The sequence below is a fragment of the Ruegeria sp. CL3 genome (assembly GCF_056536505.1).
This window is the reverse complement of the sequence record NZ_JBQFPT010000005.1, coordinates 25,633-50,482: the sequence shown is the minus strand read 5'-3', so window position 1 is coordinate 50,482 and position 24,850 is coordinate 25,633. Positions and strand designations below refer to the sequence as shown.

Genomic DNA, 24,850 nt, shown 5'->3' with positions numbered 1-24,850 from the left:
CAAGCTCACGGAGTCGCTGTTCAGGACGACAACGCCAATTACAAAAATGTCCGTACGCCGGAGATTCACATCAGATATTAACTGTCACCTTCCTGCAAATTTACGCACCACTTGAAACGCAATGCAATTGGCGGCTTACGTTGTAGATCAGTTCTAAGGTCGGCTATGCTTTGTTGCATTGCCTGAGTTTCTCTCTACCCACATCATGGGTTTTTACGCTTATTACAGAACCTCCCATAGGCGAGCAAGAAAACGGCTGGCGAAAGAGTAGACACAAATCATTTGAAAGAACGCGGGACAAATCGCCTGGGACTGCCACTTTGGCGGGGGAAGTAGTGTTTAATTTAACACTTGCCCTGCTTGGCCCACGCTCAGCTTTCCGCCTTTAGCCACCTCAACATAGACACCCATGTCCATATGACCCATCAACTTCCGAATTAGATAGGGTATCTTCAAGTCCCGCTCGGCCGTATCCGGGTTCACCTCGGTGGCTGCACACCTTTTCGTACGTGAGAGTATCTTTAACTCGACATCGCCGAATCTAAGAACTGATCCAACTGCGTCCAGCTCAGAAAACGGGGGTAAGCCTTCTATCTCAATATTCGCCCGGAAGCGTGTTGGGTGGATTTCCGCGTTCAGTTGTTCACCCAATTTCTCCACAGACGTCAGATTCAATACGGATATCGCATTCATCATTTTAGGTGAGACGACAGACACATCTGTAAACCGATGAGGAGCAGACGAAACGAAATTTGGCGGTTCGGGATCTTTTAAATCGATCTCTGAAGACAGGAAACCTGCCGCATTCATCCGATCTTCTGGTGCTTGCATATTAAAGCTGTGTGTTTTGCCGCTTGCTTTGATCTTTAGAGTTTGGGTCTCAATATCAAAATTCGTCTTAACACCTGCCAGTGCGGCCTCTTTCAACAGAACAACAAAGCGATCTTTCGGCAGTGGCTGAGGGTTCTGCGCATCGAAACCGGAGTTGTAGCGCGCGAATCCGAACAAACGATCTCCAGGAATCCCCTCTCCTGCTCGCAGCTTTACGGTTTGCATGGGCTCGGCACTCAAACCTTTAATTGGGTACCGGTTCAATCTGACGATAGAGAGCATGTTCATACGTCTGCACCTGACCAAACGAGTTTTACACGATCCTGCGTGGTCCGTGCTGTTTGACGCTATCTCCAATTCTCCAAGGTATCGACCAAATAATCTGTGAGTGTCTCAAAAGCGTGTTCGCTTAACCTGCTGGACACATCATTGCAGCGGTACGGGATGTACCATTTTGGATCAACAGGGCCTCAAAAATCCTAACTGTCAAAAATACATGCGCATCAACGAAAACAAGTAAATTAAATTAAATCAATAACTAAAAAGCGATGTCGACGACCTTCTTTGACTATTTGAGGTACGAACCTCAAAAATTTCTGGACTTGAGGTGCGTACCTCAAATAGCCTTGGAAGTATGCCGCGATTCGCACATCCTCGATTGACGGCGCAAAAAGGGAGGAATGGATGACTTACACAAAACTGGCCTCGGCCAGCGCAATAGTCCTTGCCGCTACTACTCTTTCCACCAAGGCAAATGCTGAAGATCTGACGCTTTGTTGGGCTGCATGGGACCCGGCCAACGCGCTCGTTGAGCTATCGAAAGAATTCGAAGCAGAATCCGGCCATACGATGAACTTCGAATTTGTTCCCTGGCCAAATTTCGCGGACCGGATGCTGAACGAGCTGAACTCTGGCGGTAAGCTCTGCGACCTGCTGATTGGTGACAGCCAATGGATCGGTGGTGGCGCTGAGAATGGTCATTATGTCCAGCTGAACGAGTTCTTCGATGCTGAAGGCATCAGCATGGACGATTTCGCACCGGCCACTGTCTACGCGTACTCGACGTGGCCTAAGGGCACACCAAACTACTACGCGCTGCCTGCGATGGGCGATGCAAACGGCTGGTTCTATCGCAAGGACTGGTTCGAGAACCCAGACATCCAGGCCGCTTACAAAGAGGCTACGGGTCAGGACCTGCGTGAACCTCAGTCTCAGAAAGAGTTGTTGCAGATCGCTCAGTTCTTCCAAGGTCGTGAGATCGACGGCAAGACCGTCTATGGGGCAGCAATCTTTACCGAGCGCGGCTCGGAAGGGATCACCATGGGTGTGACCGGAGCGCTGTATCCTTGGGGCTTCAAATACGAAAACACCCCGGGCTCATATGACATGGAAGGCGCCGTAAACTCACCCGAAGCGGTTGAAGCTCTGGAGTTCTACAAGGAATTCTACGAAACGGCGACGCCTCCGGGGTACACCAATTCGTACATGGGTGAGAGCCTGGACGCCTTTAAATCCGGTCAGGTCGCCATGGCGATGAACTGGTTTGCGTTCTTCCCAGGTCTTTATGCCGACCCCAATACCGGCGGTGACAAGATCGACTTCTTCGTGAACCCACCCCAAAATCAGGCAGGTTCGACACTGGGTGGACAAGGTATCTCTGTTGTCAGCTACTCTGACAAACAGGATGCCGCACTTGAGTACATCAAGTGGTTCGCGCAGCCAGAAGTGCAAGCCAAATGGTGGGAGCTTGGAGGATACTCCGCGCATAACTCGGTGCTAGAAGATCCTGGTTTCGTAGACAGCCAACCGTTTGCCGGTGACTTCCTGGAAGCAATGGGCGGTGTGCAGGATTTCTGGCAAGAGCCTGCCTATGCTGAGCTTCTGCTGGCAATGCAGAAACGCATCCACGACTACGTGGTTGCTGACCAAGGTACAGCTCAGGAAGCGTTGGATCTTCTGATCGAAGATTGGACGGAAGTCTTCGAAGACGAAGGCAAGCTGTAATCCGGACACAGGCCGGAGCGGGTGCAATCCCGCTCCACCTTCACCCGTGAGTCCTACACCAACAAGAACTGGCAAAGAGATGTCTGACAGGACCGTAGATCGCGTTGCGCAGGCAACGCCCGAGCGAGTTGCGCGAAAAATCCGAGGATTATCCGACCGCGCGATCGCCTGGATATTCATCTCCCCAACGATTTTTCTATTGCTGGCGATCAACATCTTTCCGTTGATTTGGACCATCCAACTGAGCTTTACCAACTACAAGGCCAATCGGATCGGGCGCGAAGTCAAAGATGTCGGTCTCAGGAATTACGAGCGTATCCTGACGGACTCGGACACCTGGCTGAACATGCAGGCGACGGCGCATTTCCTGTTCTGGACGATCTTTTTCCAGGTCCTGATCGGGTTTGCTCTGGCGTGGCTGATCAACAAGAAATTCAAGGGCAACGATCTTTGGACCACAATTATCGTGTTGCCGATGATGCTGTCTCCGGCGGTTGTCGGGAACTTCTGGAAGTTCCTGTACCAGCCTCAGATCGGCCTGTTTAACTACATCGTGTCCTGGTTTACCGGCAAGGACCCATCGAGCTTTGAAATGCTGGGATCCGTCACGTTGGCCCCATGGGCGATTGTGATTGTCGACACCTGGATGTGGACCCCCTTCGTAATGCTGATCTGTCTGGCCGGTCTACGCAGTATTCCCGACTACATCTACGAGGCGGCTGAGATCGACAGGGCCAGCAAGCTACGACAGTTCTTTACGATTACCATCCCGATGGTGCTGCCGTTCCTGATGCTCGCTGTGCTGTTTCGAGGGATCGAGAACTTCAAGATGTTCGACCTGGTGGTTCAGCTCACCGGTGGTGGGCCGGGGTCTGTGACGGAACTCACTTCGATTAACCTGAAACGCGAAGCCTTTGAAAAATGGCGTACGGGCTATGCGTCAGCCTATGCGATCATCCTTTTCGTCACCGTGTTCGGCCTTGCGTCGATCTACGTCAAAGCCCTGAACAAGGTGAAACAGAGATGAGCAGTTTTTCCGTCACAGAACCTTCGAACCGGTCCAAATGGATCGCAGGCTTCCTAGTCATCACTTATGCGTTGATCACGATGATCCCGCTGGTATGGATCTTGCTGACCGGCTTCAAATCCCCAGCCGACGCGATCAGCTATCCGCCCAAAGTGGTCTTTGACCCAACACTTGAAGGCTACGTCAACCTCTTCACCACGCGCACACGGCAAACGCAGGAGTTTCTAGAAGCCAACCCGCCACAGAACTGGGCCGATGAGATCGTCCGCCAGTACGACATGGTGATCGTCGGGCCATCCAAGTTCGGCGAGCGCTTTATGAATTCAGTTATCATCGGATTTGGCTCGACTTTCTTGAGTATCTTCCTTGGCACCTTGGCCGCCTATGCGTTCAGCAGGTTCAAGGTCCCGCTCAAGGATGACCTTTTGTTCTTCATCCTGAGTACGAGGATGATGCCCCCAGTCGCTGTCGCCATCCCAATCTTCCTGATGTTCAGAAACCTTGGATTGAGCGATACGCATCTGGGAATGATCCTGCTGTATACGGGCGTAAATATCTCCTTGGCGGTCTGGTTGCTAAAAGGTTTCATCGACGAAATCCCAAGAGAGTACGAAGAAGCCGCCCTCATAGATGGCTACACGAGGTTTCAGGCCTTCTACAAAGTGGTGCTGCCGCAAGCCGCCACAGGCATCGCGTCAACTGCGATCTTCTGCCTGATCTTCGCCTGGAATGAATACGCGTTTGCCGTGCTGCTGACATCCGCGAATGCACAGACTGCACCTCCGTTCATTCCGACCATTATCGGTATTGGCGGCTTGGACTGGCCTGCTGTGGCAGCAGGTGCCACGATCTTCCTGATCCCCGTCATGATTTTCACCATCCTGATGCGCAAACATTTGCTGCGAGGGATCACATTCGGAGCCGTACGCAAATGAGCGAATTTCTTTCCGGATTACTACGGCTCCGCCGCGGCCCATGGGAGATGGTTGCAACCATCCTGATCGCACTGGGTGTCTTCATGCTGATGCAACCCTTTGTCCTTTGGGCTTTCACCTATTCCTTCATCGTTACGCTGATCGGAACCGTCATGTTCATCATCGTCAGCCATTTCCCGGAGTAGAAATGGCCCAGATCGTAGTCAAAAACGTAAAGAAGATGTTCGGCGATTTCACGGCTGTCCGCGAAAGCTCGTTCACGATCGAGGATGGAGAGTTTTTCATGCTGCTGGGGCCATCCGGCTGCGGAAAGACGACAACATTACGGATGATCGCAGGGTTGGAGCTTCCAACGTCGGGTGAGATTTATCTGGACGGCGAAGAGATCAGCCAGCGGCCGCCATCAGAGCGAGACATTGCCTTCGTGTTCCAGATGTTCGCGCTGTATCCCCACATGAACGTGCGCAAGAATATCAGCTATCCCCTGATATCGCAGGGCATGCCGCGAGCCGCCGTAAAGGCCAAAGTCGAGGAAGTCGCGGGCATCTTGGGGATCAAAGACATCCTCGATAGCCCGGTAGGTGGACTGTCGGGCGGCGACAGGCAGCGCGTGGCGCTCGGGCGCGCAATTGTTCGTGAACCCAAGGCGTTCATGATGGACGAACCTCTTGGCGCCCTGGATGCCGAGTTTCGTGAGCACATGGCCGAAGAACTACGCGCGCTTCATGATCGCATGGGCGCAACTACTGTGTACGTCACACATGATCAACTGGAGGCCATGCAAATGGGCGACAAGATCGTGGTGATGAATAATGCTGTGATTGAGCAATTCGGCACACCTCAGGAAATCTACGACAAACCAGCGACAATGTTCGTTGCGGATTTTATCGGGTCTCCCTCTATGAACTTCCTGCCTTTTCAAGGAAAGGTCGAGCCTGGCTCAGAAATGGTTCGACTGAATGGCCATGACGAAGCCGTGCCCAAACTGATGGAAGGGGCGGAAGGTGACTTGGTTTTCGGCGTACGCCCCGAGCATGTTTTTCTGTCAGACGACAGCGCTTACCGGGCCAAGGTCCTGGCGGCAGAATATCTGGGAACTACCCAGATCGTGACGCTGCAAAGCCCGAACGGAGAGCTGAAAGCTCGAATTGATGCACGCGAAACCGTTAATCCCGGCGAGACGGTGGGATTGGAGTTCCGCTCTCCCGCAGTAACGCTATTTGAAGAGTCTACCGGGCGTGCTTTGAGATCCGCTCTGAACGACGAGGTACTAAGCAATGGCTGAAGTCGTGTTGGAGAATATCTCGAAATCATTCGGCAACGTCAAAGCGGTAGATGATATCTCAATGACGATCCCCAACGGGGCCTTTGTGGTTTTGTTGGGCCCGACTGGTGCGGGGAAAACAACGACGCTGAGATTGATATCCGGGCTTGAGAAACTGGATTCAGGAACGGTGCGCATTGCCGGGCGTGACGTTGGAATTGAGACACCTGCCCAGCGCGATGTGGCGATGGTCTTCCAGCAATACTCGCTGTACCCGCATATGACGGTGCGCGAGAACCTGTCTTTCCCTCTGCGGTCGCCGATCCTGAAGACGCCAGAGGATGAGATCGCAAGGAAGGTCAACGAAGTCTCAGAAATCCTCCAGATCCCGCACAAGCTGGACAACAAAGCCACCGAACTGTCAGGCGGCGAAATGCAGCGTGTGTCGATCGGACGGGCGCTGGTGCGCGATCCGCAGATCTTCCTAATGGACGAACCGCTCAGCTCTTTGGACGCCAAGCTACGGGCGGATCTGCGGGTCGAGTTGAAGAGGATTCAGGCCGATCTGGGGTCAACCTTGCTCTACGTGACCCACGATCAGGTCGAAGCCATGACAATGGCGACGCATATCGGCGTTTTGGAAAACGGCCGATTGGTTCAGTACGGAACACCCCGGGATATCTATGAAAACCCGGGCAGTGTTTACGTTGCCAGCAGGTTGGGTTTGCCACGGATCAACATCCTGCCGTCTGAGTTGTTCGGAGGCGATCACAAAGGCCCGCAGATTGGTCTTCGCCCGGAAAACATCATTGAAGGCGAAGGTAGTGAAGCGCGTGTGATACGCGCCGAGCATCTGGGCGATCAAACACGGCTGCACCTGGACCTGAATGGTCACCCGGTTGTGACCTTGATTGATGTCCATCAGGACTACCCATCTGGAAAGATTATAAAAATCCGTCCTAACAACCCGTTGTATTTTGACGCGTCCGGCGCGCGCGTGAATTAAGGAGCAAAAGCATGGCCCAGTTCCTCAACACAAAAGAAACTTTGGTGACAGAGGCGATAGACGGCCTTCTGGCTTCCTCTGGCGGTCAGCTTACCCGGCTGGACGGCTATCCGCATATCAAGGTTGTTTACCGGTCGGATTGGGACAAGTCGAAGGTCGCCCTGGTATCCGGAGGGGGATCTGGTCACGAACCCGCCCATGCAGGTTTCGTTGGCGCCGGCATGCTGACAGCCGCGGTCTGCGGAGAAGTGTTCGCCTCACCTTCGGTCGAGGCGGTTTTGGCGGGCATTCTTGCGGTTACGGGTGAAGCTGGATGCCTGCTGATCGTCAAGAATTATACCGGTGACCGGCTGAATTTTGGGTTGGCGGCGGAGCGCGCCCGCGCACTGGGTCGCAAGGTTGAAATGGTCGTCGTCGACGATGACATCGCCTTGCCCGACCTTCCGCAACCACGTGGCGTGGCGGGTACGTTGTTCGTTCACAAAATCGCCGGAGCGCTTGCTGAAAGCGGTGCTGACCTAGACACCGTCACTGCCACCGCAAGAAACACCATAGCAAAGGTTGTCAGCATCGGTATGAGCCTGGACACCTGCACCGTTCCGGGATCTCCGAAAGAAGACAGGATCGCACCCGGGAAGGCAGAGCTTGGCTTGGGCATCCACGGAGAGCCCGGTGTACAGCAAGTCGAGTTCTCAAACGCGGTATCGGCCATGTCCACCGTGGTGGAGAAGCTGAAGCAAAGGGTTGGGTCTGGGGACTGCGTAGCATTGGTTAACAACCTCGGCTCAACAACTCCGCTGGAAATGGCTGTCCTAACGCATGCGTTGTTCGAAACTGGTATCGCCCACCATATCATTGGCCCGGCACCCATGATGACATCGCTGGATATGCACGGGTTTTCGGTTTCCATTCTGCCCGTGGATCAAGACGATTTGTCGGCCCTTACAGCGCCCGTTGATCTGGCCGCGTGGCCCGGGGTCAATTCCATTGACCCGATCAAAGTTGCACCATTGCCTGATGGCCTAACCCCGATCGATCCAATTCCTTCGAACAATCCCGCAACAAAGGAAACGATCACCCGGTTATCTGAACTGCTCATCAACGCAGAGAAGAACCTGAACGAGCTGGACGCGAAATCCGGAGATGGCGATACAGGAAGTACATTGGCGACTGCCGCAAGAGCATTGCAAGGTAGCCTCGACCGGATGCCGCTGGCTGACCTGACACAGCTGTTTCCGGCGTTGGGCAACGAACTGAGTCAAACAATGGGTGGTTCTTCCGGTGTGATCCTTGCGATCTTCTTCAACGCAGCCGGGGATGCCTGCGCAAGCGGAGCCTCCGTGCCTAAATCCCTTGTCGAGGGCCTAAATCGTGTCAGCCAGGTTGGGGGTGCCAAGGTCGGTGACCGGACAATGATTGACGCCCTGGCACCGGCGCTTGCCGCACTGCCATCTGGTCTGACGCATGCGGCCGAGGCTGCCCGCGAAGGCGCGAACAACACCGCGAATATTCGTCGTGCGAAGGCGGGCCGGGCAGCCTATGTTCCCGAAGAAAACCTAGTTGGACATAACGATCCCGGTGCTGAGGCTGTTGCTTTGTTGTTTGAAGGCTTGGCGCGGGAGATTGAGGGCTGAAGAACACGTGGAAGACCAAAAACAAAAACTAGAATTGGTGAAAAAGCCAACCGTCAACGACCTCGCGCGCGTCGCGGGTGTCAGTCTGGCGACTGTTGACCGCGTCTTGAACAGACGCCCCGGCGTGCGGGCCGTAACCGTACAGAAAGTACAAAAGGCAATTGATGAGCTGGGCTATGTGCGCGACACCGCTGCGGCCAACCTCGCGCGAAACCGGGTTTACAACTTCCTCTTTGTTCTGCCGGACACTGACAACGAGTTTGTGGAGGCAATCAGCAGTCAGATAGCAGAACAATCCCGTGACCAATTTATCGAGCGGACCCGCATTGCGATTAAGAAGGTCGCTCCGTTCGAGCCGCAAGATATCGTTAACATTTTGGATGCTGTGGACAGTTTGGATGTAGACGGAGTCGCCGTTTTTGGGCCCGAAACGCCTTCTGTCCGCGATGCTGTCAAAAGGCTCAGGGACAAAGGCGTTCCGGTGGTTGCCTTGGTGTCTGACTTGCCGAGTTCCGAGCGAGACCACTTTGTGGGAATCGATAACGTTTCGGCAGGACGTACCGCCGCTCAGCTGATGGGGCGGTTTGTCCATCGCGACGGCAAGGTCTTGGTTCTTACAGGATCCCGTTTGGCGCGTGACCACCTGGAGCGTCGCCAAGGCTTTGACATTGTCGTGGCCGAGGAATTTCCGCACCTCCAAGTCGTAGCGTCTGTCGAAGGCCGGGATGACCCGGATCTGATCTACAAGATGATGCCCGAAATCTTTGAAACCTACCCGGATCTGGTCGGTATTTACTCGTCAGCAGCGGGCAATGCGGGCCTGATACAATTTCTTTCAGAGAACAGGTTCAGCAAAGATCTGGTGATCATAGCGCATGAGCTTACACCGCTCAGTCGTGAGGCGCTTAGGCTTGGCACATTTGACGCCATAATCTCGCAGGATACCGGGCATATTGTTCGTTCTGCCGTCCGTCTACTGCGCGCTACTAAGGACAAGGTTCCATTCAACAAAGCGCAGGAACGTATCCGTATCGACATCTATCTGAAGGAAAATTTACCGCCATAGAGGCTTAGGTTTTGGGGAGGAAATTTTATGAAGACGATCAAAGGTCCAGCTTTGTTTCTTGCGCAATTTGCGGGGGACGAAGCACCGTTCAATTCGTGGGACGCGATCACCAAATGGGCGGCTGATTGTGGATACAAAGGCGTTCAGGTCCCCAGTTGGGATGGCCGGTTATTCGACCTTGAACAGGCCGCGTCCAGCACCGGCTATTGCGATGACTTCAAAGGCGAAGCCAGGGAGAATGGCGTCGAAGTCACCGAACTTTCAACGCATCTTCAGGGCCAGCTTGTGGCCGTTCACCCAGCTTATGACAGTGCGTTTGATGGCTTTGCAGCCGAAAGCGTTCGGGGGAACCCGAAAGCCCGGCAAGAATGGGCGGTAGACCAGGTCAAAAAGGCACTGTCAGCGTCAAAAAACCTGGGTATTTCCGCACATGCAACATTCTCTGGCGCGCTAGCATGGCCCTATGTCTATCCTTGGCCGCAACGCCCTGCCGGCTTGATTGAAACGGCGTTTGATGAGCTTGCGCGTCGTTGGGTGCCAATCCTTGATCACGCCGAAGACTGCGGCGTTGATGTTTGCTATGAAATCCACCCCGGAGAGGACCTCCACGATGGTGTGACGTACGAGATGTTTCTGGAACGGACGGGAAATCACCCACGGGCCTGCATGCTATACGACCCGTCACACTACGTGCTGCAATGTCTCGACTATCTGGACAATATCGACATCTACAAAGATCGGATCAGGATGTTCCATGTTAAAGATGCCGAGTTCAACCCGACCGGGCGGCAGGGTGTTTATTCCGGATATCAAAGCTGGGTTGATCGGGCCGGGCGGTTCCGGTCGCTTGGTGATGGCCAAGTGGACTTCGGTGCGGTCTTCTCAAAAATGGCCGCGAATGACTTTGATGGCTGGGCTGTGGTCGAATGGGAATGCTGTCTCAAGCACCCCGAGGATGGCGCGCGCGAGGGCGCGCAGTTCGTGTCCGACCACATCATTCGCGTGACCGAGAAAGCCTTTGATGATTTCGCCGATAGTGGCGCTGACGAAGCCGCCAATCGTAAAATGCTGGGGATTGAGTGATGGTCACAGGACGCAATGAAGAAACGTCAGGACGTATTCGCCTTGGCATGGTTGGCGGCGGAAATGACGCCTTTATAGGGGGCGTTCATCGCATCGCCGCGCGACTGGACGACAAGTTCGAGCTGGTTGCCGGTGCTTTGTCTTCGACGCCAGAGAAATCCATTGAAAGTGGTCAAGCGCTGGGCCTCGAACGGGTCTATGAAGACTTCAAGCAAATGGCGATCCGCGAAGCCCGGCTGAAATCCGGGATCGAGGCGGTCTCAATCGTCACGCCAAATCACGTCCACTATGCAGCCGCGCGTGAGTTCCTGAAACGCGGTATTCATGTCATTTGTGACAAGCCACTCACCTCGACCCTTGCTGATGCAAAAAAACTGGTCAAAGCGGCGGAGAGCGCGAATGCGCTTTTCATTTTGACCCACAACTACACGGGCTATCCGATGGTTCGGCACGCGCGTGAAATGATTGCCAACGGTGATATTGGCAAGATCCGCGTGGTTCAGGTTGAGTACCCGCAGGACTGGCTGACCGAGCAGCAGGATTTCAAACAAGCGGAGTGGCGAACCGATCCTGAACGCTCTGGCGCTGGTGGATCAACCGGCGACATCGGAACCCACGCTTACAACCTCGCTTGCTTTGTAACTGGACTTAAGGCGGAAAGCCTGGCGGCGGACTTGCAGGCCTTTGTGCCGGGGCGCAAAGTCGATGACAACGCCCACGTCTTGCTTCGCTTCGAAGGTGGAGCGCGTGGTATGCTGTGGTCTTCTCAGGTGGCTCCCGGAAATGAAAACGCACTTCGTTTGCGGGTCTACGGCGAAAAAGGTGGGCTGGAGTGGGCCCAGGAAGATCCCAATTACCTTTGGTTCACGCCATACAACGAACCCAAGCGACTGATCACTCGAAATGGAGCTGGAGCTGGTGATGCTGCCAATCGGTTGAGCAGAGTCCCTCCGGGCCATCCCGAGGGATATCTTGAAGGTTTCGCCAATATCTATGGAGAGGCTGCTGAGGCAATCCAAGCTTTCCGGAATGGTATTTCACCTGATGCGTCGGTTGTTTATCCAACGGTTCATGATGGACTCAATGGTGTTGAGTTTGTAGCCGCATGTGTGCAGAGTTCTTCAAGGAATGCGGCTTGGGTCAGCTTAACTTAAATCCTGGTTGCGGGCGTAGGGCATGTATCTTGGAAGGCATCGTGGGTATCTACCAAAAACCGAAGCGCACAACCTATTAATGAACACTCCGGAACAACGAACCGCGAGCGTCGCTGAACCGGTGTCATGTGAAGCGATCTTCGGTTGCGTGATGACCGTTCATTGGAACGAGTACAAAAGGCTACTTAGCGTGCAAAGCCGTCCTTCAATTTTCGGGCCTCGCTAACTCAGCATCCTAACGCAGATGCGGCAACCAGCCTGTTCTTTTTGAAAACAACGTGTTCTCGCGCAAAGAGTAGCAGCGCGGCCTGCACCGCCGCACTTGTTTTGGATCAGCGGGATTTGGACAAGCCAAACACCCCTAGCCATCAGCGGCAAGACGCTGCCTTCCCCCTCGGGCAACCCTACTAGACAACACCGTTTCCTCGGCTGCACATGCGAGCCGTACCTTTATTGTCGAACAGCATTGCCTCGCCTCCATCCGCGTTCGCCATACGGCTCATCAGCAGGAACAGGCACCTTCGGCGTATGATCTGCAAATCAGCCCTGATTTTCCAAAAGAAAGTCAGGATCAATGAAATCGGTCTAGGTGCAGGGTGAAGGAACTGACACAAGCATGGCAAGGTACTCTCGCTGGTGGTGGAACTAAGTGTCGCCTTGCATAGGGGGAATTGGCGGACTGAGGAGCAACTGTTTTCTGCAAATATATGTTAAGCAGTGATAAAAAGTTGGACTAAAAAATACTCTACTGAATATTCCACACTAGGAATGGAAACTGGCATTTCTAAGCCAAAGTCTGGGGTTTAATGAAAGGCCCGGTAAGATATATAAAACCGTCACTTCTACAGAGTGTAACGAACACATTCTTCGAAGCGTTTCGAACTTGCTGATGACGACAATGCGGAACAAATTGCCATCGGATGCTGAGCAATCAAGGACCGTACAGATCCCAAATCGAACTTCCAAAGTTGAGCCCCGCAAGTCCCGAGGTGCGAACGGCTCAGTTAGTGAAGCTCAAAGCAAAAGTATGATTTTGCAGGTAGCGACATAGGTCGTTCCTTGCGCAATTCAGTTAAATCAAAGGTAATTCAGTTTCTTGGTGACCCAGAATAAAATTTCTGCCAACACCGAAATTGCGCCTGCTTCCTCGGTGATAACCAAGCCCGTACCTGATGCACCCAGTTTGGTCACCCTTGCACTCTGATCTTCCGGAATTTCTGCAACAACGATGAAGTCCGCCGCGCCAATCAACTCACGCAGTGACGGAAGCCCACTTCTGGCATCCAACGCCCCTTCGCTGGTAGCGGGTGGTATGTCCGAAATCGTGGTATCAAACTCCGCTCCAGGCATACTACGCAGTGCAACTCGAATAGTGTCGCCAACGGATATGTTTTGCAGACTACTCAAAGGAAGTGTCGCAACCAGAACCCTGTCGCCCGGTACAACAAAATTGATTGCTCCTTGCAGAGTCGATACCCGGTTCCCCGGGCGCAGGGTCAGGCCTGTAACCATGCCATCTGCAGGTGCGCGTACAACTGTTTGCTCCAATGCCCAACGCGCTTGAATCAGCAAATTCTCTACTTCGGCAACGCCAACGTCGACCCCATCCACTTGGGCGGCAATACGCCGTTCAAGACCCGCCTTCCGCGCGTTTGCGGCGCGCAAGCCCGCCTCAAGTTGCTCTATCGTTGAAACGGCTTCCTGAAGCTGGAACTCAGTGGACGCTCCCCGTTCGGTGAGACGGATAATATCATCGCGACGCGCCACACCAAAATCCAGTTGCGCGGACAGTGAGGCGATGTCAGCCTCAGCCGCCTCAAGGTCGTGACCCAGTTGATCTGCCTCAGATTGGGCTGAGGCCAGCGACGCTTCAAGTCGAGCGACCTCGGCTGCGAATTCCGTATCATCTATCCGGAAAAGAACATCCCCCTTTGATACTAGCTCATTGGGCTCTGCTGCGACTTCTGTCACTGGTCCTGCAACATTTGGGGCAATGCTGATCACTGCGCCTTGGACCGAAACCGTACCGCTTGGTGTCGTGTGGTTCAGCGCGCCGATAACCACCAATGCAATCACGACACCACCGCCATAGATGAAGGTCTTTGAAACCGCGTTCCAAGGCAACAGGCGGAGTTTGGAAAATACCAACCATGCCAGGCCAAAATACAGCGCCAGAACGATTAGCATATCAGATACTCCACTGAATTCATTGGACCAGGAACCGAAGCATCTGAGCTTACTAAAGACGCACAAGACCAGATTCGGCCTATTGGGCCACTATACAGTCTCAAGTAGCGTATCTGAAAGAGTGTGCTCTGAAAGGGCTCCTGGTGCACCAATCGCGACAAGCCTGGTTTCGGGTTTACGCTCACCCCACACTTCATCCCGCGCGATGTCTATGCGTTTGCCGACGACCTGAACAAGAATCCGATGATCCGGATCTTCCTCACTGAAGACAAAACCCTTGAGACGATAGACATCACCGGGAAGCGACCGAATAGCGCTTCGGAGAGAAGAGAGGCTTATCGGGCGTTCCGCTTTCATCATAGTTGTCGAAAAGCCGTCTGAATGATCAGCGTGGTGGCAGCCACAGTCGGGGCCATGTTTATGATGCTCTGGTAATTCTGTTTCCAGTTGTTCTGAGGCAAAGCGGCCGACTGAAAGAAGTATGTCCAAAGGGACGTTCGCATTGACAGCTTCGACCAAACGATAGCGACGAAAGCGAGACCCGAGCCAATCATGCACCTTCTGAACCGTAGCCCTGTCGACAAGATCAACCTTGTTCAAAATAACCATGTCCGAGAACGCAATTTGACGGAGCTTCAGTTCCATTTGTTCCGGCGCGGCAAATAGTTGTTCCGCATCGACCAGGCACATAAGGCTGTCCAAGCGGATCATGTCCCGAAACTTTTGATCTGTGAATGTCATCGCAATTGATGACGGGTCCGACACTCCGCTTGCTTCAAGGACGATATATTCCGGTTTCTCAGGCCGGGCGAGAACGGCCTCTACCGTTTCGATCAGGTCGTCTCGGATCGAGCAGCACACGCAGCCATTCGCTAGACTCATCACATCATCTTCGAGGCCGACCACCAAGTCGGCATCGACGTTGATGGATCCAAAGTCATTCACCAGGACTGCCACTCGCAATCCGTGATTGCCGGTGAGGATGCGGTTTAGAAGCGTTGTCTTACCGGCTCCTAGAAAGCCGGTAAGGATCGTTACGGGGATTGCGGATGACGACCCAAATTCGATCATGTCGTTACTCCGCCTTCTTCTTTCGGTTCGGGATGACGTCATCGACCTTAATGACGAAATCGCTGGGCCATTCTGGATCAGGAGCCCGGAATACATCAGCTGGGTAGTATTCTTTGGGATCGATCTCCATGTCTCGGTACTTCTGATCTTGCTGTTCGGCACGTGATGACCGCGGTGCTGGCGGCTTGATTTCATCCGGCAGCGTGATCTTGCCTTCTGCTTCCATCTTGCCCAATTCGCGGAAGGGGGCGACAGATCCAGACTTTCCGGGAAGCGTCGCCTTCCGATACCAGATTGCATCCTTGGTTACGTTGACAACGGCGACATCCAAACCCCAGGCGAACAACCCATCATAGTGCGCTCGGATTCCCGCCAACATCTCAGCATCGATATCCTCGTCTTGCGTATAGTGGGTTACCATTGCAAGCCTTGGGCGCGCCTCAGCCATCATCTTACCGACCGCATAGTGCGAAGTATGGTGCGTATCGATCGTGTAGTTGAACAGCTCTTGCGGCAAACCGTATTTGTAGGTCATCAACTGACCGATATCCTGTCCGGACATTTCGGTCACAAACACATCCACGCCTTTTCCGTATTCAAGGCTCAGTTCATCAGGGCGGCCATCGCCGGTCCAAACAAAGCTCAGGCCATTCCAATCCAGCCGATACCCCACAGCTCCGTCCTTGGCGTGGCTACGAGGCCAGGACCGAACAGTCACGCCATCTTCGTCATAAACGATGCCACCTTCCTGGCGGAAATCGAATTCGTTGACCTCAATCTCATAGCCGTCCCCAATCGGGAATACATCAAAGGCCTCCAGATGCCATTTGAGCATTTGCTGCATGCCTTTAACCATTCCGGCCGTGCCAAGCTCGGGTGTCCGACCTGATGGACCGTGAATGCGAAGCGGTGTATATCCACCAGACCAAGCCCGGAACGGGTAGATGTATGGGATGTCGGCATAGTGATCGACATGCAGGTGCGTTATGAAGATGTCGTTGATCAACTGACCCGGAACCTGCATCCCGATAATGTTGCGGACACAACCGGATCCGAAGTCGAAGAAGAACCTCTTTCCGTTGCCCAACTCGACCATAATACAGGTGCCAGCCTGATCTTCTCTCGGAGGAAATGGGGTGGAACCGCAGAATGAAATCCGCATTTCGTCGGGGCCGAGCTCTTCGGACAGCGGGAAGTAGTTCGCGTTCGAACCAGTCATGTATTTTGTGGGGCGGAAATACTCCGGCAGCGTGATACCGCCCGCAGGTCTGCCGCCGTAAGGGTTCTTTAGGCTTTCGCCTGGTGGTCCATCTCCGGGGTGCGCCTGTGCAGCTCCAGTACCGTAGCTAACGGCACCGGTTGCGACCGCGCCTGCTGCCAGCCCCTGCATAACGTGTCGCCGGGAAGGGTTTTCGATGTCGTCAGATTGCTGGTTCGGGTCGTTTTTCAGATCTTTGCCGTTGTCTTCTTTTGTCATGGCCATGCCCTCAATTGGAAATGTTGCGAGGATCGCGCTTCACCATCCGGCGAAGTTCGTTCACGAGTTCAGATTTTATGTGGGCCCATTCCGCGCGCTCTGAGGCTGTGATCGATACATCATCCAGCAACTCGGAAGCTTTCTTCAGGTCTTCGACGACCTCCTTGAGCAACGCATCCGTTTCGATACGCGCTGACAGCGCATCGGACAGTTCTGGAATCTCTTCTGTCAGGTCCACTGCCACTGGATAAATCCCGGCTCCCACTATCTATTCTCACATCGAGATGAGTGTGGTTGACCGTGCAGGCCAAGTGAGTCACCGTGAGTTGGGGGTGAGTTTGCCTTGAACAAAGCTAATGAATTGCCGATAGATCAACATGTTGAGCAGCCGTCGCCGGATCTTGTCCGGGAAGCGCTCGAGCGCGTTGTATCGAGCGACGAGTTCCAAGCTTCACCCCGCCTCCAACAGTTTCTTACATACGTAGTCGAGGAAGCTATCGCGGGCCGTGGTCCCCAGATCCGAGGCAAAGCTATTGCTGTAGAGGTCTATGGGCGACGCATTGATGGCAGTGGCGGCCAAAACCTCGTTCGCGTCGAAGCCAGGCGGCTGCGTCGGCTATTGCGCGAGTTTTACGAAGATCAATGGGACGGCGAAGGGGTTCGCATTTTTGTTGATCCTGGCGGATACAAGCCGCGGTTTTCATACGAGCCTACAAGTGAAGACGGCGTATCAAATGCATGGAACGGCGATGAGCCCAGCGGGCGTCGGCGTTCGCTGCGACCGCTGCCAGTTGGATTGGGGGTCCTCGCAGTAGTCGTTGTGCTTGGCATCTGGACGAGCCAAAAAAACACAGAAGTACCGCCAACGGCTCAATCCATTGAACAAGCTGAACGTGCAGCACTTGGTGAACAATCTTTGACAAGACTTCAGGCGGCCAACCTTGCAGATCAAGCCCGAGGCATGTTTTTTCCCGTTTTTGACGTCAAACGCCAGCAAATCGCACTGGGAATGTTCCAGCATGCAGCCGAGCTCGACCCAGCACTCTCCGATGGCTATGCGGGATCGGCACAGGTTTTGGCAACTCTGGCCATGCTGTCCCCGGATGAAGCGCAAAGAGAAGATCTCTTAGGTCAAGCTTCGGAACTATCTGAAAAGGCCCTTGAATTGTCCCCTGCTGATGCGTGGGCAAATGGCGCAAATGGTTGGGTGTTGGCTGTCTATAACCAGCCAAACGAGGCTTTAAAATACGCCCGAATGTCCGTCGAATTGAGACCGAAGGACGGCCATATTCTCGATCTTGTAGGGATCACTGCCATAGTTGCCAATGCCCCGGAACTTGCTGCCGAAGTCAGTAACCCGGAGAGACCCAGATCAGGATCCGGTAGGTTTGGTGCGAGAAACATCTGGGGCGTATCGCAACTCATGCTCGGGAATTACGAGAGTGTTGTCGAAGCCTTTCAAGGGGCCCCAGCTGCCGGAGCGCCGGTTAGCGCTCCTTCGCTCTTATTCCAAGCCGTCGCGCAAGATCAGTTGGGAAACACGGAAGAAGCACAACGGCTCGTTGTTCAAATGCGCAAAACGTGGCCCGAGTTTCCGTCTGAGTTTCTCGCTTACAGGATATTCAACAACGACAACGCTACACGGAATTTGATACTGGAAACACTTAGCAAGTTTTGACAAACGGCCGATCAAAACGACAATGATGTGCGTCTAGAAGAGGACGTTTAAACCAATTATGGAGGTTGCCTAGTAATAAACCTTAATCCTCACTTTGATTGACCGATGTCGGCCCAAAAGAGACTTTCACGGTGGTTTTTTGCTGTGGTGTTTGCAAACCCACACAGCCGCCGTTCGCCGCACCTGCTCGTATTGGATAGTGGCCACCGCCTTAAGTGCGGCCAAAGCAGCCGTCGAAAGCATGACACCTAAGAACCAATCGAACCCGCAATTTTGCATTCGTGACTGGACTTTGAAAGCTCGCAAAACGCAAAAACCAGAGTTTTCAATGTAGCTTCGAACCTTTGCCGTATTAAGTTTTCGTATAGACCTGACTTGACGGCTAGGTTGACTGAACGATCCAACGACTCGCTATTTTGAAGATGTTGCGAGAACTTGGTCCGAGATCCAGTCGAACACAAGCCTGGGTCCTCGGCCCGAGTTGGTATGGCTCCGTGACATCACATAACCGGCATCGCTGAAAACGAGATCGTCCGTAACGGTCACAAGGGAACCCTTGCTGAGCAGATCATCAATCAATCCAATCCAGCCTAATGCAACGCCTTCACCTGACAAAGCGGCCTGGGTGACCATGTCGTAGTTGTTGAAACTAATGTAATTTTTCTTTCTTTCGCCCGTTACGCCTAAGCTATCAAACCATCCTTGCCAGGTTTGCCACGCCGCGGTTGCGGGTTTTGACAGACTCAAGAGTTGAACATTGAGCAAGTCTGAAGGATTTTGGATTGGCCCGATCTTCTCTAACAGCTGAGGACTGCAAACGGCAGCGACAACTTCTTCCAAGACTAGTATTTCATCAGGTTTGATCTGGTCCTTGGGCGCAACATGAATACGAATGTCGCAATCGGTATCATTCAGACTGGGTGGCACATTTGAAGCCAAAATCTGAAATTCAATTTCATCCCCGATTTCCTCTCGGAGGTAACCAAGACGAGGCAGCAACCAGAATGTTGAGAACGCGAAATCGGCTGAGATTCGAACGCTGGGTCTAGTTTTGCGTTCCAGCAAAGAGTTTACCGCATAGTTCATCTGCGTCATCGCTGGTCTGACCACGTTCAAAAGCCTAAAACCCTCGTGTGTCAGTGAGACACCCCGGTGCTCCCTTTTGAAGAGGACGACACCCAGATCAACCTCCAAACCTTTTATCCGTTGCGAGATAGAGGACTGGGTCAGCCCGAGAGCGTCTCCCGCACTCGTAAAGTTTCCATGTTTTGCGACCATTTCGAACGCATAGAGCGCAACGAGGTTCCGGCTTAGATTGGTATTAACTCTGTTAATGTCATCCATAACTACTCAGCTACTGCAAAAGAAAGAAGAATTATACCAAAAACTATGCCAGTGGGCGCGAGTGCAGCCCTGTGAAAGAAACACGGGAGCCAACGATAACAAATTGGAGCCGCGGCTACAGAAGCGGACAGCCATCCGAACAACGAAACTCAAATGCGTATGCAGGCTCAAAGAATCGAATAATTTTAGAGATTTGTGATTCTCTGGACACGTTGAGGCTGACGACGCTTTTGTGTGCATCGTTGGGTTCACTGGTTTCCCGACAACTTGGGCTGTCGGGCCAAATCTAGCACACAATCTCACTAGAATATCAAAAACAGGGAGAAGTTGACTATGGCGATAAAGCCACCTCTTTCAGAGCTTCCAATTAAGACCGCTGATAACGGTTTTTATCGGGGGTTCAGTGTAAATGTCACAGTGATCAGTAAGATCATCATCAGTTTGCTGGTTGTCTGGTGTATCGTTTGGCCAACCCAGGCTGGCAGGATCCTTGGCGACTGGAACGCAGCTATTCTGGCTCAGTTTGCTGCTTGGTACATCTGGGTCGTAACCGGATTTGTTATCGTCTGTATTGGTTTGGCCATCTGGCCAGCCGCGGGACGTCTCAACCTGGGTGTCGAAGGTGAAAAGCCAGAGTTCTCGAATTTCTCCTGGTTTTCGATGATGTTTGGTGCAGGGATCGGGGTTGGGATGTTGACCTGGGCGGTTGCAGAACCCGTAGCCCACTTCAAGAACAATCCTTCGGTTATTCAGGGGGTCACTACAGCTCTGGATGCGGACAATGTGCGCACCGCCTACGTCTGGTCCTACCTGCATTGGGGATTGGGCGCTTGGGCGTGTTACGCGATTGCCGGTTTGGCATTGGCATTCTTCAGCTATCGCCGGGGGCTTCCGCTGACGATCCGCTCATCCTTGACACCGCTTTTTGGCAAAGCATTGTCAGGCAACCTTGGTCACCTGATTGATATCGTGGCCGTCGTTGCGACAATCCTCGGTGTGGCCCAGACATTAGGGTTTGGCGTTGAGCAATTTGTAGCGGGTCTGACCCGTATCGGCATTGGTGGATTGGCCAATGCAGATGGGTCTGCCACGACACTGGGCATCATCGTCGCCTTGCTGGTCATTATGGGTGCCTCGACGCTGTCGGCATTGTCCGGTGTGGGTAAAGGCATCAAGTGGCTGTCGAACATCAACATGGCGTTGTCGATCTTCCTACTGGGTTTCTTCATCCTGTTCGGAGCGACATTCTTTGGCGCCAAGGCCTTCTTTGTCGGTATCTGGGATTACTTGATCGCTTTGCCTTGGCTCAGCTTCAATGTTTACGCATCAGATGGCGTTGAGGGCTCCGAGGCTTTCCTATTAGCACAGTGGCAAGGCTGGTGGCCGGTGTTCTACTGGGCTTGGTGGATCGCGTTCGCACCCTTCGTCGGGTTGTTTCTGGCGCGCATTTCGCGCGGTCGCTCCATCCGTGAGTTTGTGCTGGGCGCAATGATCGTGCCGTCGCTGATGTGCTTTGTCTGGTTCGCGTGGGCCGGTGGTACAGCCATCGACCTGGAACTGAATGGCGGTGCGAATGGCGTGATTCTGGACGCAGCCAATGGTGACAAGATCTTTGCCATGACTACGTACATGCTCGCGCCAATAGCGGAATTCCTTGCCTGGGCAATGGCAGTAGTGATCGTGATCCTCTTGATGACATTCCTTGTAACTTCCGCTGACTCGGCAGTGTTAATCGTGAACACGATCAACGCTGCTGGAGACGAAGGGCCCAAGGCTCGCCCGCACATCATGTTCTGGGGTGCGGCGCTGGCATTGGTCGTTGGCGGTTTGCTAATCTCTGGTGGAACGGGAGCAATCCAGACAGCTATGGTAATCGGTGCATTACCTTTCTCCATCGTCATGGCGCTGATGTGCATTGCGTTGATCAAAGCTATCTGGAACGACGGGCGCCGCGAAGCTGCCGGCATCGCATCAACTATTGATCCAGAAACCTCGACGATGCCAGCCGAATAAAATTCGCATAGCCAACAGTGACCCTGGGACGTTCCTAGGGTCACAAATATGAAGGCAGCCCATACAGCAATCCATCAGAAGTGCAGGTTTTTGCACTGTGCGTTGACTGGTTGATCGACATCAAAAATGCGATTTTGAATGAACTTGGCTACGTCAGCTTTCGAGCACTACCAGCATTGATTCACTGTGTAGCATTTTGCACATTGAGCTCTTTCCAGACCTCGGAGGCAGCGCAACTTCGAACCATACAACGCTGCGTCGACCGGAACTCATCGCCACTTTCAGACATTTTTCAATACTTAAGGTCCTGCGTTGCAGCGTTCCCAAAACGGACCTTGGCTGGCTGCAGAGAAAGTACCGGGGTACGTTCAGATTTTTCAGATTATGACTGTTAGGACGCAAATTACTCACGTCTTTCAGACCACCCTCTTCTGAATGAAGTTGGCGCTTCGCCGTAGCGATTCTTGAAACGTGCTGTAAGTTGCGTCGCACTGCTAAAGCCGGTGGCTGCCGCGATCTCCGCGACCGCCATCTCGGTTTCGCTGAGCAATGCGTAAGCCCTTGAAACGCGCAGTTCTATATAAAACTGAACAGGCGAAGTTTCGACATACTTTTGGAAGAGACGCTCTAACTGGCGACGAGATATCTGCACCGCTTCTGCTATTTCAGAGATATCTAAAGGCTCTTCCAGGTTTTCTTGCATGATCTGCATCGCGTTGATGAGGTACTGGTTGCGGCTACCCAAAGCGACCGAAAAGGCTGATTTCTGGAGCGTTTTACTATTGTTGGACCGAAAGTGAATGCACATGTCCGAAACGATGACCGCCAGGTCATTTCCGAAATCGGATTCGATCATGTCCAACATCATGTCGGTTGCGGCATTTCCTCCGCCACATGTCATAAGCTCATTGTCGATCTCATACAGGTTTGACGATGGTTCCAAACCATCAAAATGTTCGATGAAAGCAGGGTGGTTTTCCCAATGCAATGTGAACCTTTTACCTGACAGAACTCCGGCCTTGGCAAGGGCGAAAGCCCCTGTGCAAATACCACCCAGATTACACCCAAAGGTTCTTTGGCGGCGGATCCACGACAGGACCTTGGGGTTCGTACTTTCTGCTGGTTCAATACCCGAGCAGACAAACAGCCGCGATGATCGTGGCAGATTGTGCAACGCAAAATCCGGCTTAATTTCAACCCCATTCGAACAAGAAACCGGTTCTCCATCTTCAGTGATCAGAAACCATTTATACAGTTCTTTGTTTGTAACCTGATTAGCGATCCTCAGAGGTTCCACTGCGGCGCTAAAAGCCAGCATGGTCAGCTTTGGCAGCAGCAGAAAATAGATTTCCTTGGCCGGCCCATCATAGTCAATGCGATAGCTGGCCGCGCCCTTTGGGACAAAGTTTCTCGGGTCCATATGCTCTCCTCCCAGTATCGACCAAGGCGGATGAAGGGCACCAACACCTCATTTGGTGTTGGTGCAGAAAGATTACGCACGCATCTGTGCAACAGGTTCGCCGCTTTCCTCCCAGGAGCGGACTTCATCTTCGCTTGCTTTAGGCGAAAAGAGCCCTGTCATGGCATAGAAGATACCGATGACCGGTGACAGCCAGCAAGCGAATGCAAGCGGAATATACAGCAGGTTTTCGAAGTTGCCGTCTGCGATACCCAAACCAAGCGCCGTGATGACAAACGCACCACCTGCATTCCACGGGATTAGAGGGGACACCAGTGTTCCGCCTTCCTCGACCGCCCGGGAAAGGTTCAGCGGGGAATAGCCCATCGCACGATAGACCGGTGCATACATCCGTCCAGGAAGCGCAATTGACAGATAGGGGTCACCTGCAACGGTGTTGGTCGCGACAGAGGTCAGGATGGCCGAGGTTTGAATGCCGGCAAACGTTTTCACCTTCGAGATGACAACTTTGATGATCGCCTGAAGGCAACCGACACGTTCAAGCGCTCCACCAAACCCCAGGGCAAGCAGCACCAGTGAAATCGTCCACATCATCGACTGAATACCTCCGCGGTTCAGCAGGGGATCGATCTCTGGAACCCCAGTATCGATCGAATAGCCGCTATTGGCGAAGGTGAACGTCTCATGCAGTCCAGCCCCCTGACAGAAGATAGCCATGATGCCGCCCGAAACGGCGCCTGCAAACAGTGACGGGATCGGAGGTTGTTTCATGACTGCCAGCACGATGACCAGAACGGCTGGAAACAGCATGATCGGCGAAATCCAGAACGCGTCATCCAGTGCCGTCGTGATTGCATGAATGCGGTCAAACGATACCTGTGACGTGTCAATCAGAGTGAAGCCAACGACAAAGTAGATCACGAGTGCAATCAGCATCGAAGGAACGGTGGTTGGAAGCATATTCCGAATGTGATCGAACAGATTGGTTCCTGTCACGGCTGGTGCCAAGTTCGTCGTGTCCGATAGAGGTGAGATCTTGTCTCCAAAGAATGCTCCGGAGACGACCGCCCCCGCTGTCCAATACATTGGAATACCGAACCCCGCACCGATCCCCATCAGCGCTAAACCGACAGTGCCTGTCGTTCCCCACGAAGTGCCCAATGAAACGGAGACAATGGAGCAAAGGACCATTCCAGCGGCGAGGAAAAGTTCAGGCGACAAAATCTTGAGACCGTAGTAGATCAGCGTTGGCACAGTTCCGCTCGCGATCCACACACCGATTATCATTCCCACTGTGATCAGAATCGAAACTGAAGGCAGTGAGATATTGATAACGTGGAAAACGCCCTCTTCGATATTGGGCCATTTGTGACCCAACATGAGGCCAACGATGCTGGTGATCGCGATCCCAAATGCCAACGGGATATGCGGGGTAAAGTCACCGAAATAGAATAATTGCAGCCCAAGCACACACAGAGTCAGCACTATTGGCGCAAGCGCCAGCAGCAAGCCGGGCTGTCGTATGTTGTCTTCATTCCCAGGCATATGAGTCTCCTCCTTTAGATTGGTCCAGAACCTTGTTGATCTGCGGAAGAAACCAAGTTTGGCGATGTGAGACTGTCGGTCAGAGCGTACATCTTGTTAAAATTTGCGACA

At 53.2% G+C, this 24,850-nt stretch carries 20 protein-coding genes; 12 read left to right on the top strand and 8 right to left on the bottom strand.

Annotated elements, in window-relative coordinates:
- Positions 1-339 precede the first annotated feature (339 nt).
- The gene (locus ACR0NO_RS08585; protein WP_170666283.1) at positions 340-1,119 is read right to left on the bottom strand and encodes an MOSC domain-containing protein; all 780 of its coding nucleotides are present in this window, start codon (positions 1,117-1,119) and stop codon (positions 340-342) included.
- A 396-nt stretch (positions 1,120-1,515) separates the two neighbouring features.
- Here ACR0NO_RS08585 and ACR0NO_RS08580 point away from each other — a divergent pair, with 396 nt between their 5' ends.
- The 10 genes from ACR0NO_RS08580 (at position 1,516) to ACR0NO_RS08535 (ending at position 12,004) form a co-directional block, all read left to right on the top strand.
- Complete coding sequence (locus ACR0NO_RS08580) at positions 1,516-2,835, top strand: ABC transporter substrate-binding protein (RefSeq protein WP_170375848.1); 1,320 nt, start codon at positions 1,516-1,518, stop codon at positions 2,833-2,835.
- 79 nt (positions 2,836-2,914) lie between these two features.
- On the top strand, positions 2,915-3,862 hold the full coding sequence (locus tag ACR0NO_RS08575) for a carbohydrate ABC transporter permease (protein ID WP_155150124.1): 948 nt from the start codon (positions 2,915-2,917) through the stop codon (positions 3,860-3,862).
- A complete protein-coding gene (locus ACR0NO_RS08570; RefSeq protein ID WP_010442361.1) occupies positions 3,859-4,797 on the top strand; it encodes a carbohydrate ABC transporter permease in 939 nt (312 codons plus the stop codon). Before ACR0NO_RS08575 ends, ACR0NO_RS08570 begins: the two co-directional genes overlap by 4 nt.
- A complete protein-coding gene (locus tag ACR0NO_RS08565) occupies positions 4,794-4,982 on the top strand; it encodes a hypothetical protein (RefSeq protein ID WP_480723651.1) in 189 nt (62 codons plus the stop codon). The genes ACR0NO_RS08570 and ACR0NO_RS08565 overlap by 4 nt, the downstream gene beginning before the upstream one ends.
- A gap of 2 nt (positions 4,983-4,984) precedes the next feature.
- A complete protein-coding gene (locus ACR0NO_RS08560) occupies positions 4,985-6,082 on the top strand; it encodes an ABC transporter ATP-binding protein (RefSeq protein ID WP_480723650.1) in 1,098 nt (365 codons plus the stop codon).
- Entirely contained in the window at positions 6,075-7,067 is a 993-nt protein-coding gene (locus ACR0NO_RS08555; RefSeq protein ID WP_480723649.1) for an ABC transporter ATP-binding protein, read from the top strand. Before ACR0NO_RS08560 ends, ACR0NO_RS08555 begins: the two co-directional genes overlap by 8 nt.
- An 11-nt stretch (positions 7,068-7,078) precedes the next feature.
- Positions 7,079-8,701 (top strand): dihydroxyacetone kinase subunit DhaK, encoded by a 1,623-nt coding sequence (locus ACR0NO_RS08550; RefSeq protein WP_480723648.1) that lies wholly within the window; start codon positions 7,079-7,081, stop codon positions 8,699-8,701.
- Complete coding sequence (locus ACR0NO_RS08545; RefSeq protein WP_480723647.1) at positions 8,646-9,767, top strand: LacI family DNA-binding transcriptional regulator; 1,122 nt, start codon at positions 8,646-8,648, stop codon at positions 9,765-9,767. The genes ACR0NO_RS08550 and ACR0NO_RS08545 overlap by 56 nt, the downstream gene beginning before the upstream one ends.
- A 27-nt stretch (positions 9,768-9,794) precedes the next feature.
- The gene (locus tag ACR0NO_RS08540) at positions 9,795-10,850 is read left to right on the top strand and encodes a sugar phosphate isomerase/epimerase family protein (protein ID WP_480723646.1); all 1,056 of its coding nucleotides are present in this window, start codon (positions 9,795-9,797) and stop codon (positions 10,848-10,850) included.
- On the top strand, positions 10,850-12,004 hold the full coding sequence (locus ACR0NO_RS08535) for a Gfo/Idh/MocA family protein (protein WP_480723645.1): 1,155 nt from the start codon (positions 10,850-10,852) through the stop codon (positions 12,002-12,004). The genes ACR0NO_RS08540 and ACR0NO_RS08535 overlap by 1 nt, the downstream gene beginning before the upstream one ends.
- A gap of 1,077 nt (positions 12,005-13,081) precedes the next feature.
- Here ACR0NO_RS08535 and ACR0NO_RS08530 read toward each other — a convergent pair.
- From ACR0NO_RS08530 to ACR0NO_RS08515, 4 genes are all read right to left on the bottom strand, one after another.
- Complete coding sequence (locus ACR0NO_RS08530) at positions 13,082-14,191, bottom strand: HlyD family secretion protein (protein ID WP_170691667.1); 1,110 nt, start codon at positions 14,189-14,191, stop codon at positions 13,082-13,084.
- 90 nt (positions 14,192-14,281) lie between these two features.
- Positions 14,282-15,262 (bottom strand): CobW family GTP-binding protein, encoded by a 981-nt coding sequence (locus ACR0NO_RS08525; RefSeq protein ID WP_480723644.1) that lies wholly within the window; start codon positions 15,260-15,262, stop codon positions 14,282-14,284.
- 4 nt (positions 15,263-15,266) lie between these two features.
- On the bottom strand, positions 15,267-16,739 hold the full coding sequence (gene gntH / locus ACR0NO_RS08520) for a guanitoxin biosynthesis MBL fold metallo-hydrolase GntH (RefSeq protein ID WP_480723643.1): 1,473 nt from the start codon (positions 16,737-16,739) through the stop codon (positions 15,267-15,269).
- A 10-nt stretch (positions 16,740-16,749) separates the two neighbouring features.
- Positions 16,750-16,983: a hypothetical protein gene (locus ACR0NO_RS08515; protein ID WP_480723642.1), complete on the bottom strand. Its 234-nt coding sequence runs from the start codon at positions 16,981-16,983 to the stop codon at positions 16,750-16,752.
- A 99-nt stretch (positions 16,984-17,082) separates the two neighbouring features.
- Here ACR0NO_RS08515 and ACR0NO_RS08510 point away from each other — a divergent pair, with 99 nt between their 5' ends.
- Positions 17,083-18,417 carry a tetratricopeptide repeat protein gene (locus ACR0NO_RS08510; protein ID WP_480723641.1) on the top strand — a complete coding sequence of 445 codons (1,335 nt, stop codon included), beginning with the start codon at positions 17,083-17,085 and terminating at the stop codon, positions 18,415-18,417.
- A gap of 411 nt (positions 18,418-18,828) precedes the next feature.
- Here the strand turns inward: ACR0NO_RS08510 and ACR0NO_RS08505 are convergent, their stop codons facing one another.
- Entirely contained in the window at positions 18,829-19,761 is a 933-nt protein-coding gene (locus ACR0NO_RS08505; RefSeq protein WP_480723640.1) for a LysR family transcriptional regulator, read from the bottom strand.
- Between the two features lie 333 nt (positions 19,762-20,094).
- Here ACR0NO_RS08505 and ACR0NO_RS08500 point away from each other — a divergent pair, with 333 nt between their 5' ends.
- Positions 20,095-21,774, top strand: a complete 1,680-nt coding sequence (locus tag ACR0NO_RS08500; RefSeq protein ID WP_170666318.1) for a BCCT family transporter — start codon at positions 20,095-20,097, stop codon at positions 21,772-21,774.
- A 403-nt stretch (positions 21,775-22,177) separates the two neighbouring features.
- Here ACR0NO_RS08500 and ACR0NO_RS08495 read toward each other — a convergent pair whose 3' ends face one another.
- Together ACR0NO_RS08495 and nhaC are read right to left on the bottom strand one after the other, a co-directional pair.
- Positions 22,178-23,194, bottom strand: coding sequence for a GlxA family transcriptional regulator (locus ACR0NO_RS08495; protein ID WP_480723639.1), 1,017 nt, complete (start codon positions 23,192-23,194; stop codon positions 22,178-22,180).
- A 72-nt stretch (positions 23,195-23,266) separates the two neighbouring features.
- A complete protein-coding gene (gene nhaC / locus ACR0NO_RS08490; protein ID WP_480723638.1) occupies positions 23,267-24,739 on the bottom strand; it encodes a Na+/H+ antiporter NhaC in 1,473 nt (490 codons plus the stop codon).
- Positions 24,740-24,850: the final 111 nt, after the last annotated feature.

Coding starts and splice junctions, on each gene's coding strand:
- ACR0NO_RS08585 (WP_170666283.1), bottom strand. CDS start 1,119: ATGAACATGCTCTCTATCGTCAGATTGAACCGGTACCCAATTAAAGGT.
- ACR0NO_RS08580 (WP_170375848.1), top strand. CDS start 1,516: ATGACTTACACAAAACTGGCCTCGGCCAGCGCAATAGTCCTTGCCGCT.
- ACR0NO_RS08575 (WP_155150124.1), top strand. CDS start 2,915: ATGTCTGACAGGACCGTAGATCGCGTTGCGCAGGCAACGCCCGAGCGA.
- ACR0NO_RS08570 (WP_010442361.1), top strand. CDS start 3,859: ATGAGCAGTTTTTCCGTCACAGAACCTTCGAACCGGTCCAAATGGATC.
- ACR0NO_RS08565 (WP_480723651.1), top strand. CDS start 4,794: ATGAGCGAATTTCTTTCCGGATTACTACGGCTCCGCCGCGGCCCATGG.
- ACR0NO_RS08560 (WP_480723650.1), top strand. CDS start 4,985: ATGGCCCAGATCGTAGTCAAAAACGTAAAGAAGATGTTCGGCGATTTC.
- ACR0NO_RS08555 (WP_480723649.1), top strand. CDS start 6,075: ATGGCTGAAGTCGTGTTGGAGAATATCTCGAAATCATTCGGCAACGTC.
- ACR0NO_RS08550 (WP_480723648.1), top strand. CDS start 7,079: ATGGCCCAGTTCCTCAACACAAAAGAAACTTTGGTGACAGAGGCGATA.
- ACR0NO_RS08540 (WP_480723646.1), top strand. CDS start 9,795: ATGAAGACGATCAAAGGTCCAGCTTTGTTTCTTGCGCAATTTGCGGGG.
- ACR0NO_RS08535 (WP_480723645.1), top strand. CDS start 10,850: ATGGTCACAGGACGCAATGAAGAAACGTCAGGACGTATTCGCCTTGGC.
- ACR0NO_RS08530 (WP_170691667.1), bottom strand. CDS start 14,191: ATGCTAATCGTTCTGGCGCTGTATTTTGGCCTGGCATGGTTGGTATTT.
- ACR0NO_RS08525 (WP_480723644.1), bottom strand. CDS start 15,262: ATGATCGAATTTGGGTCGTCATCCGCAATCCCCGTAACGATCCTTACC.
- gntH (WP_480723643.1), bottom strand. CDS start 16,739: ATGACAAAAGAAGACAACGGCAAAGATCTGAAAAACGACCCGAACCAG.
- ACR0NO_RS08505 (WP_480723640.1), bottom strand. CDS start 19,761: ATGGATGACATTAACAGAGTTAATACCAATCTAAGCCGGAACCTCGTT.
- ACR0NO_RS08500 (WP_170666318.1), top strand. CDS start 20,095: ATGGCGATAAAGCCACCTCTTTCAGAGCTTCCAATTAAGACCGCTGAT.
- ACR0NO_RS08495 (WP_480723639.1), bottom strand. CDS start 23,194: ATGGACCCGAGAAACTTTGTCCCAAAGGGCGCGGCCAGCTATCGCATT.
- nhaC (WP_480723638.1), bottom strand. CDS start 24,739: ATGCCTGGGAATGAAGACAACATACGACAGCCCGGCTTGCTGCTGGCG.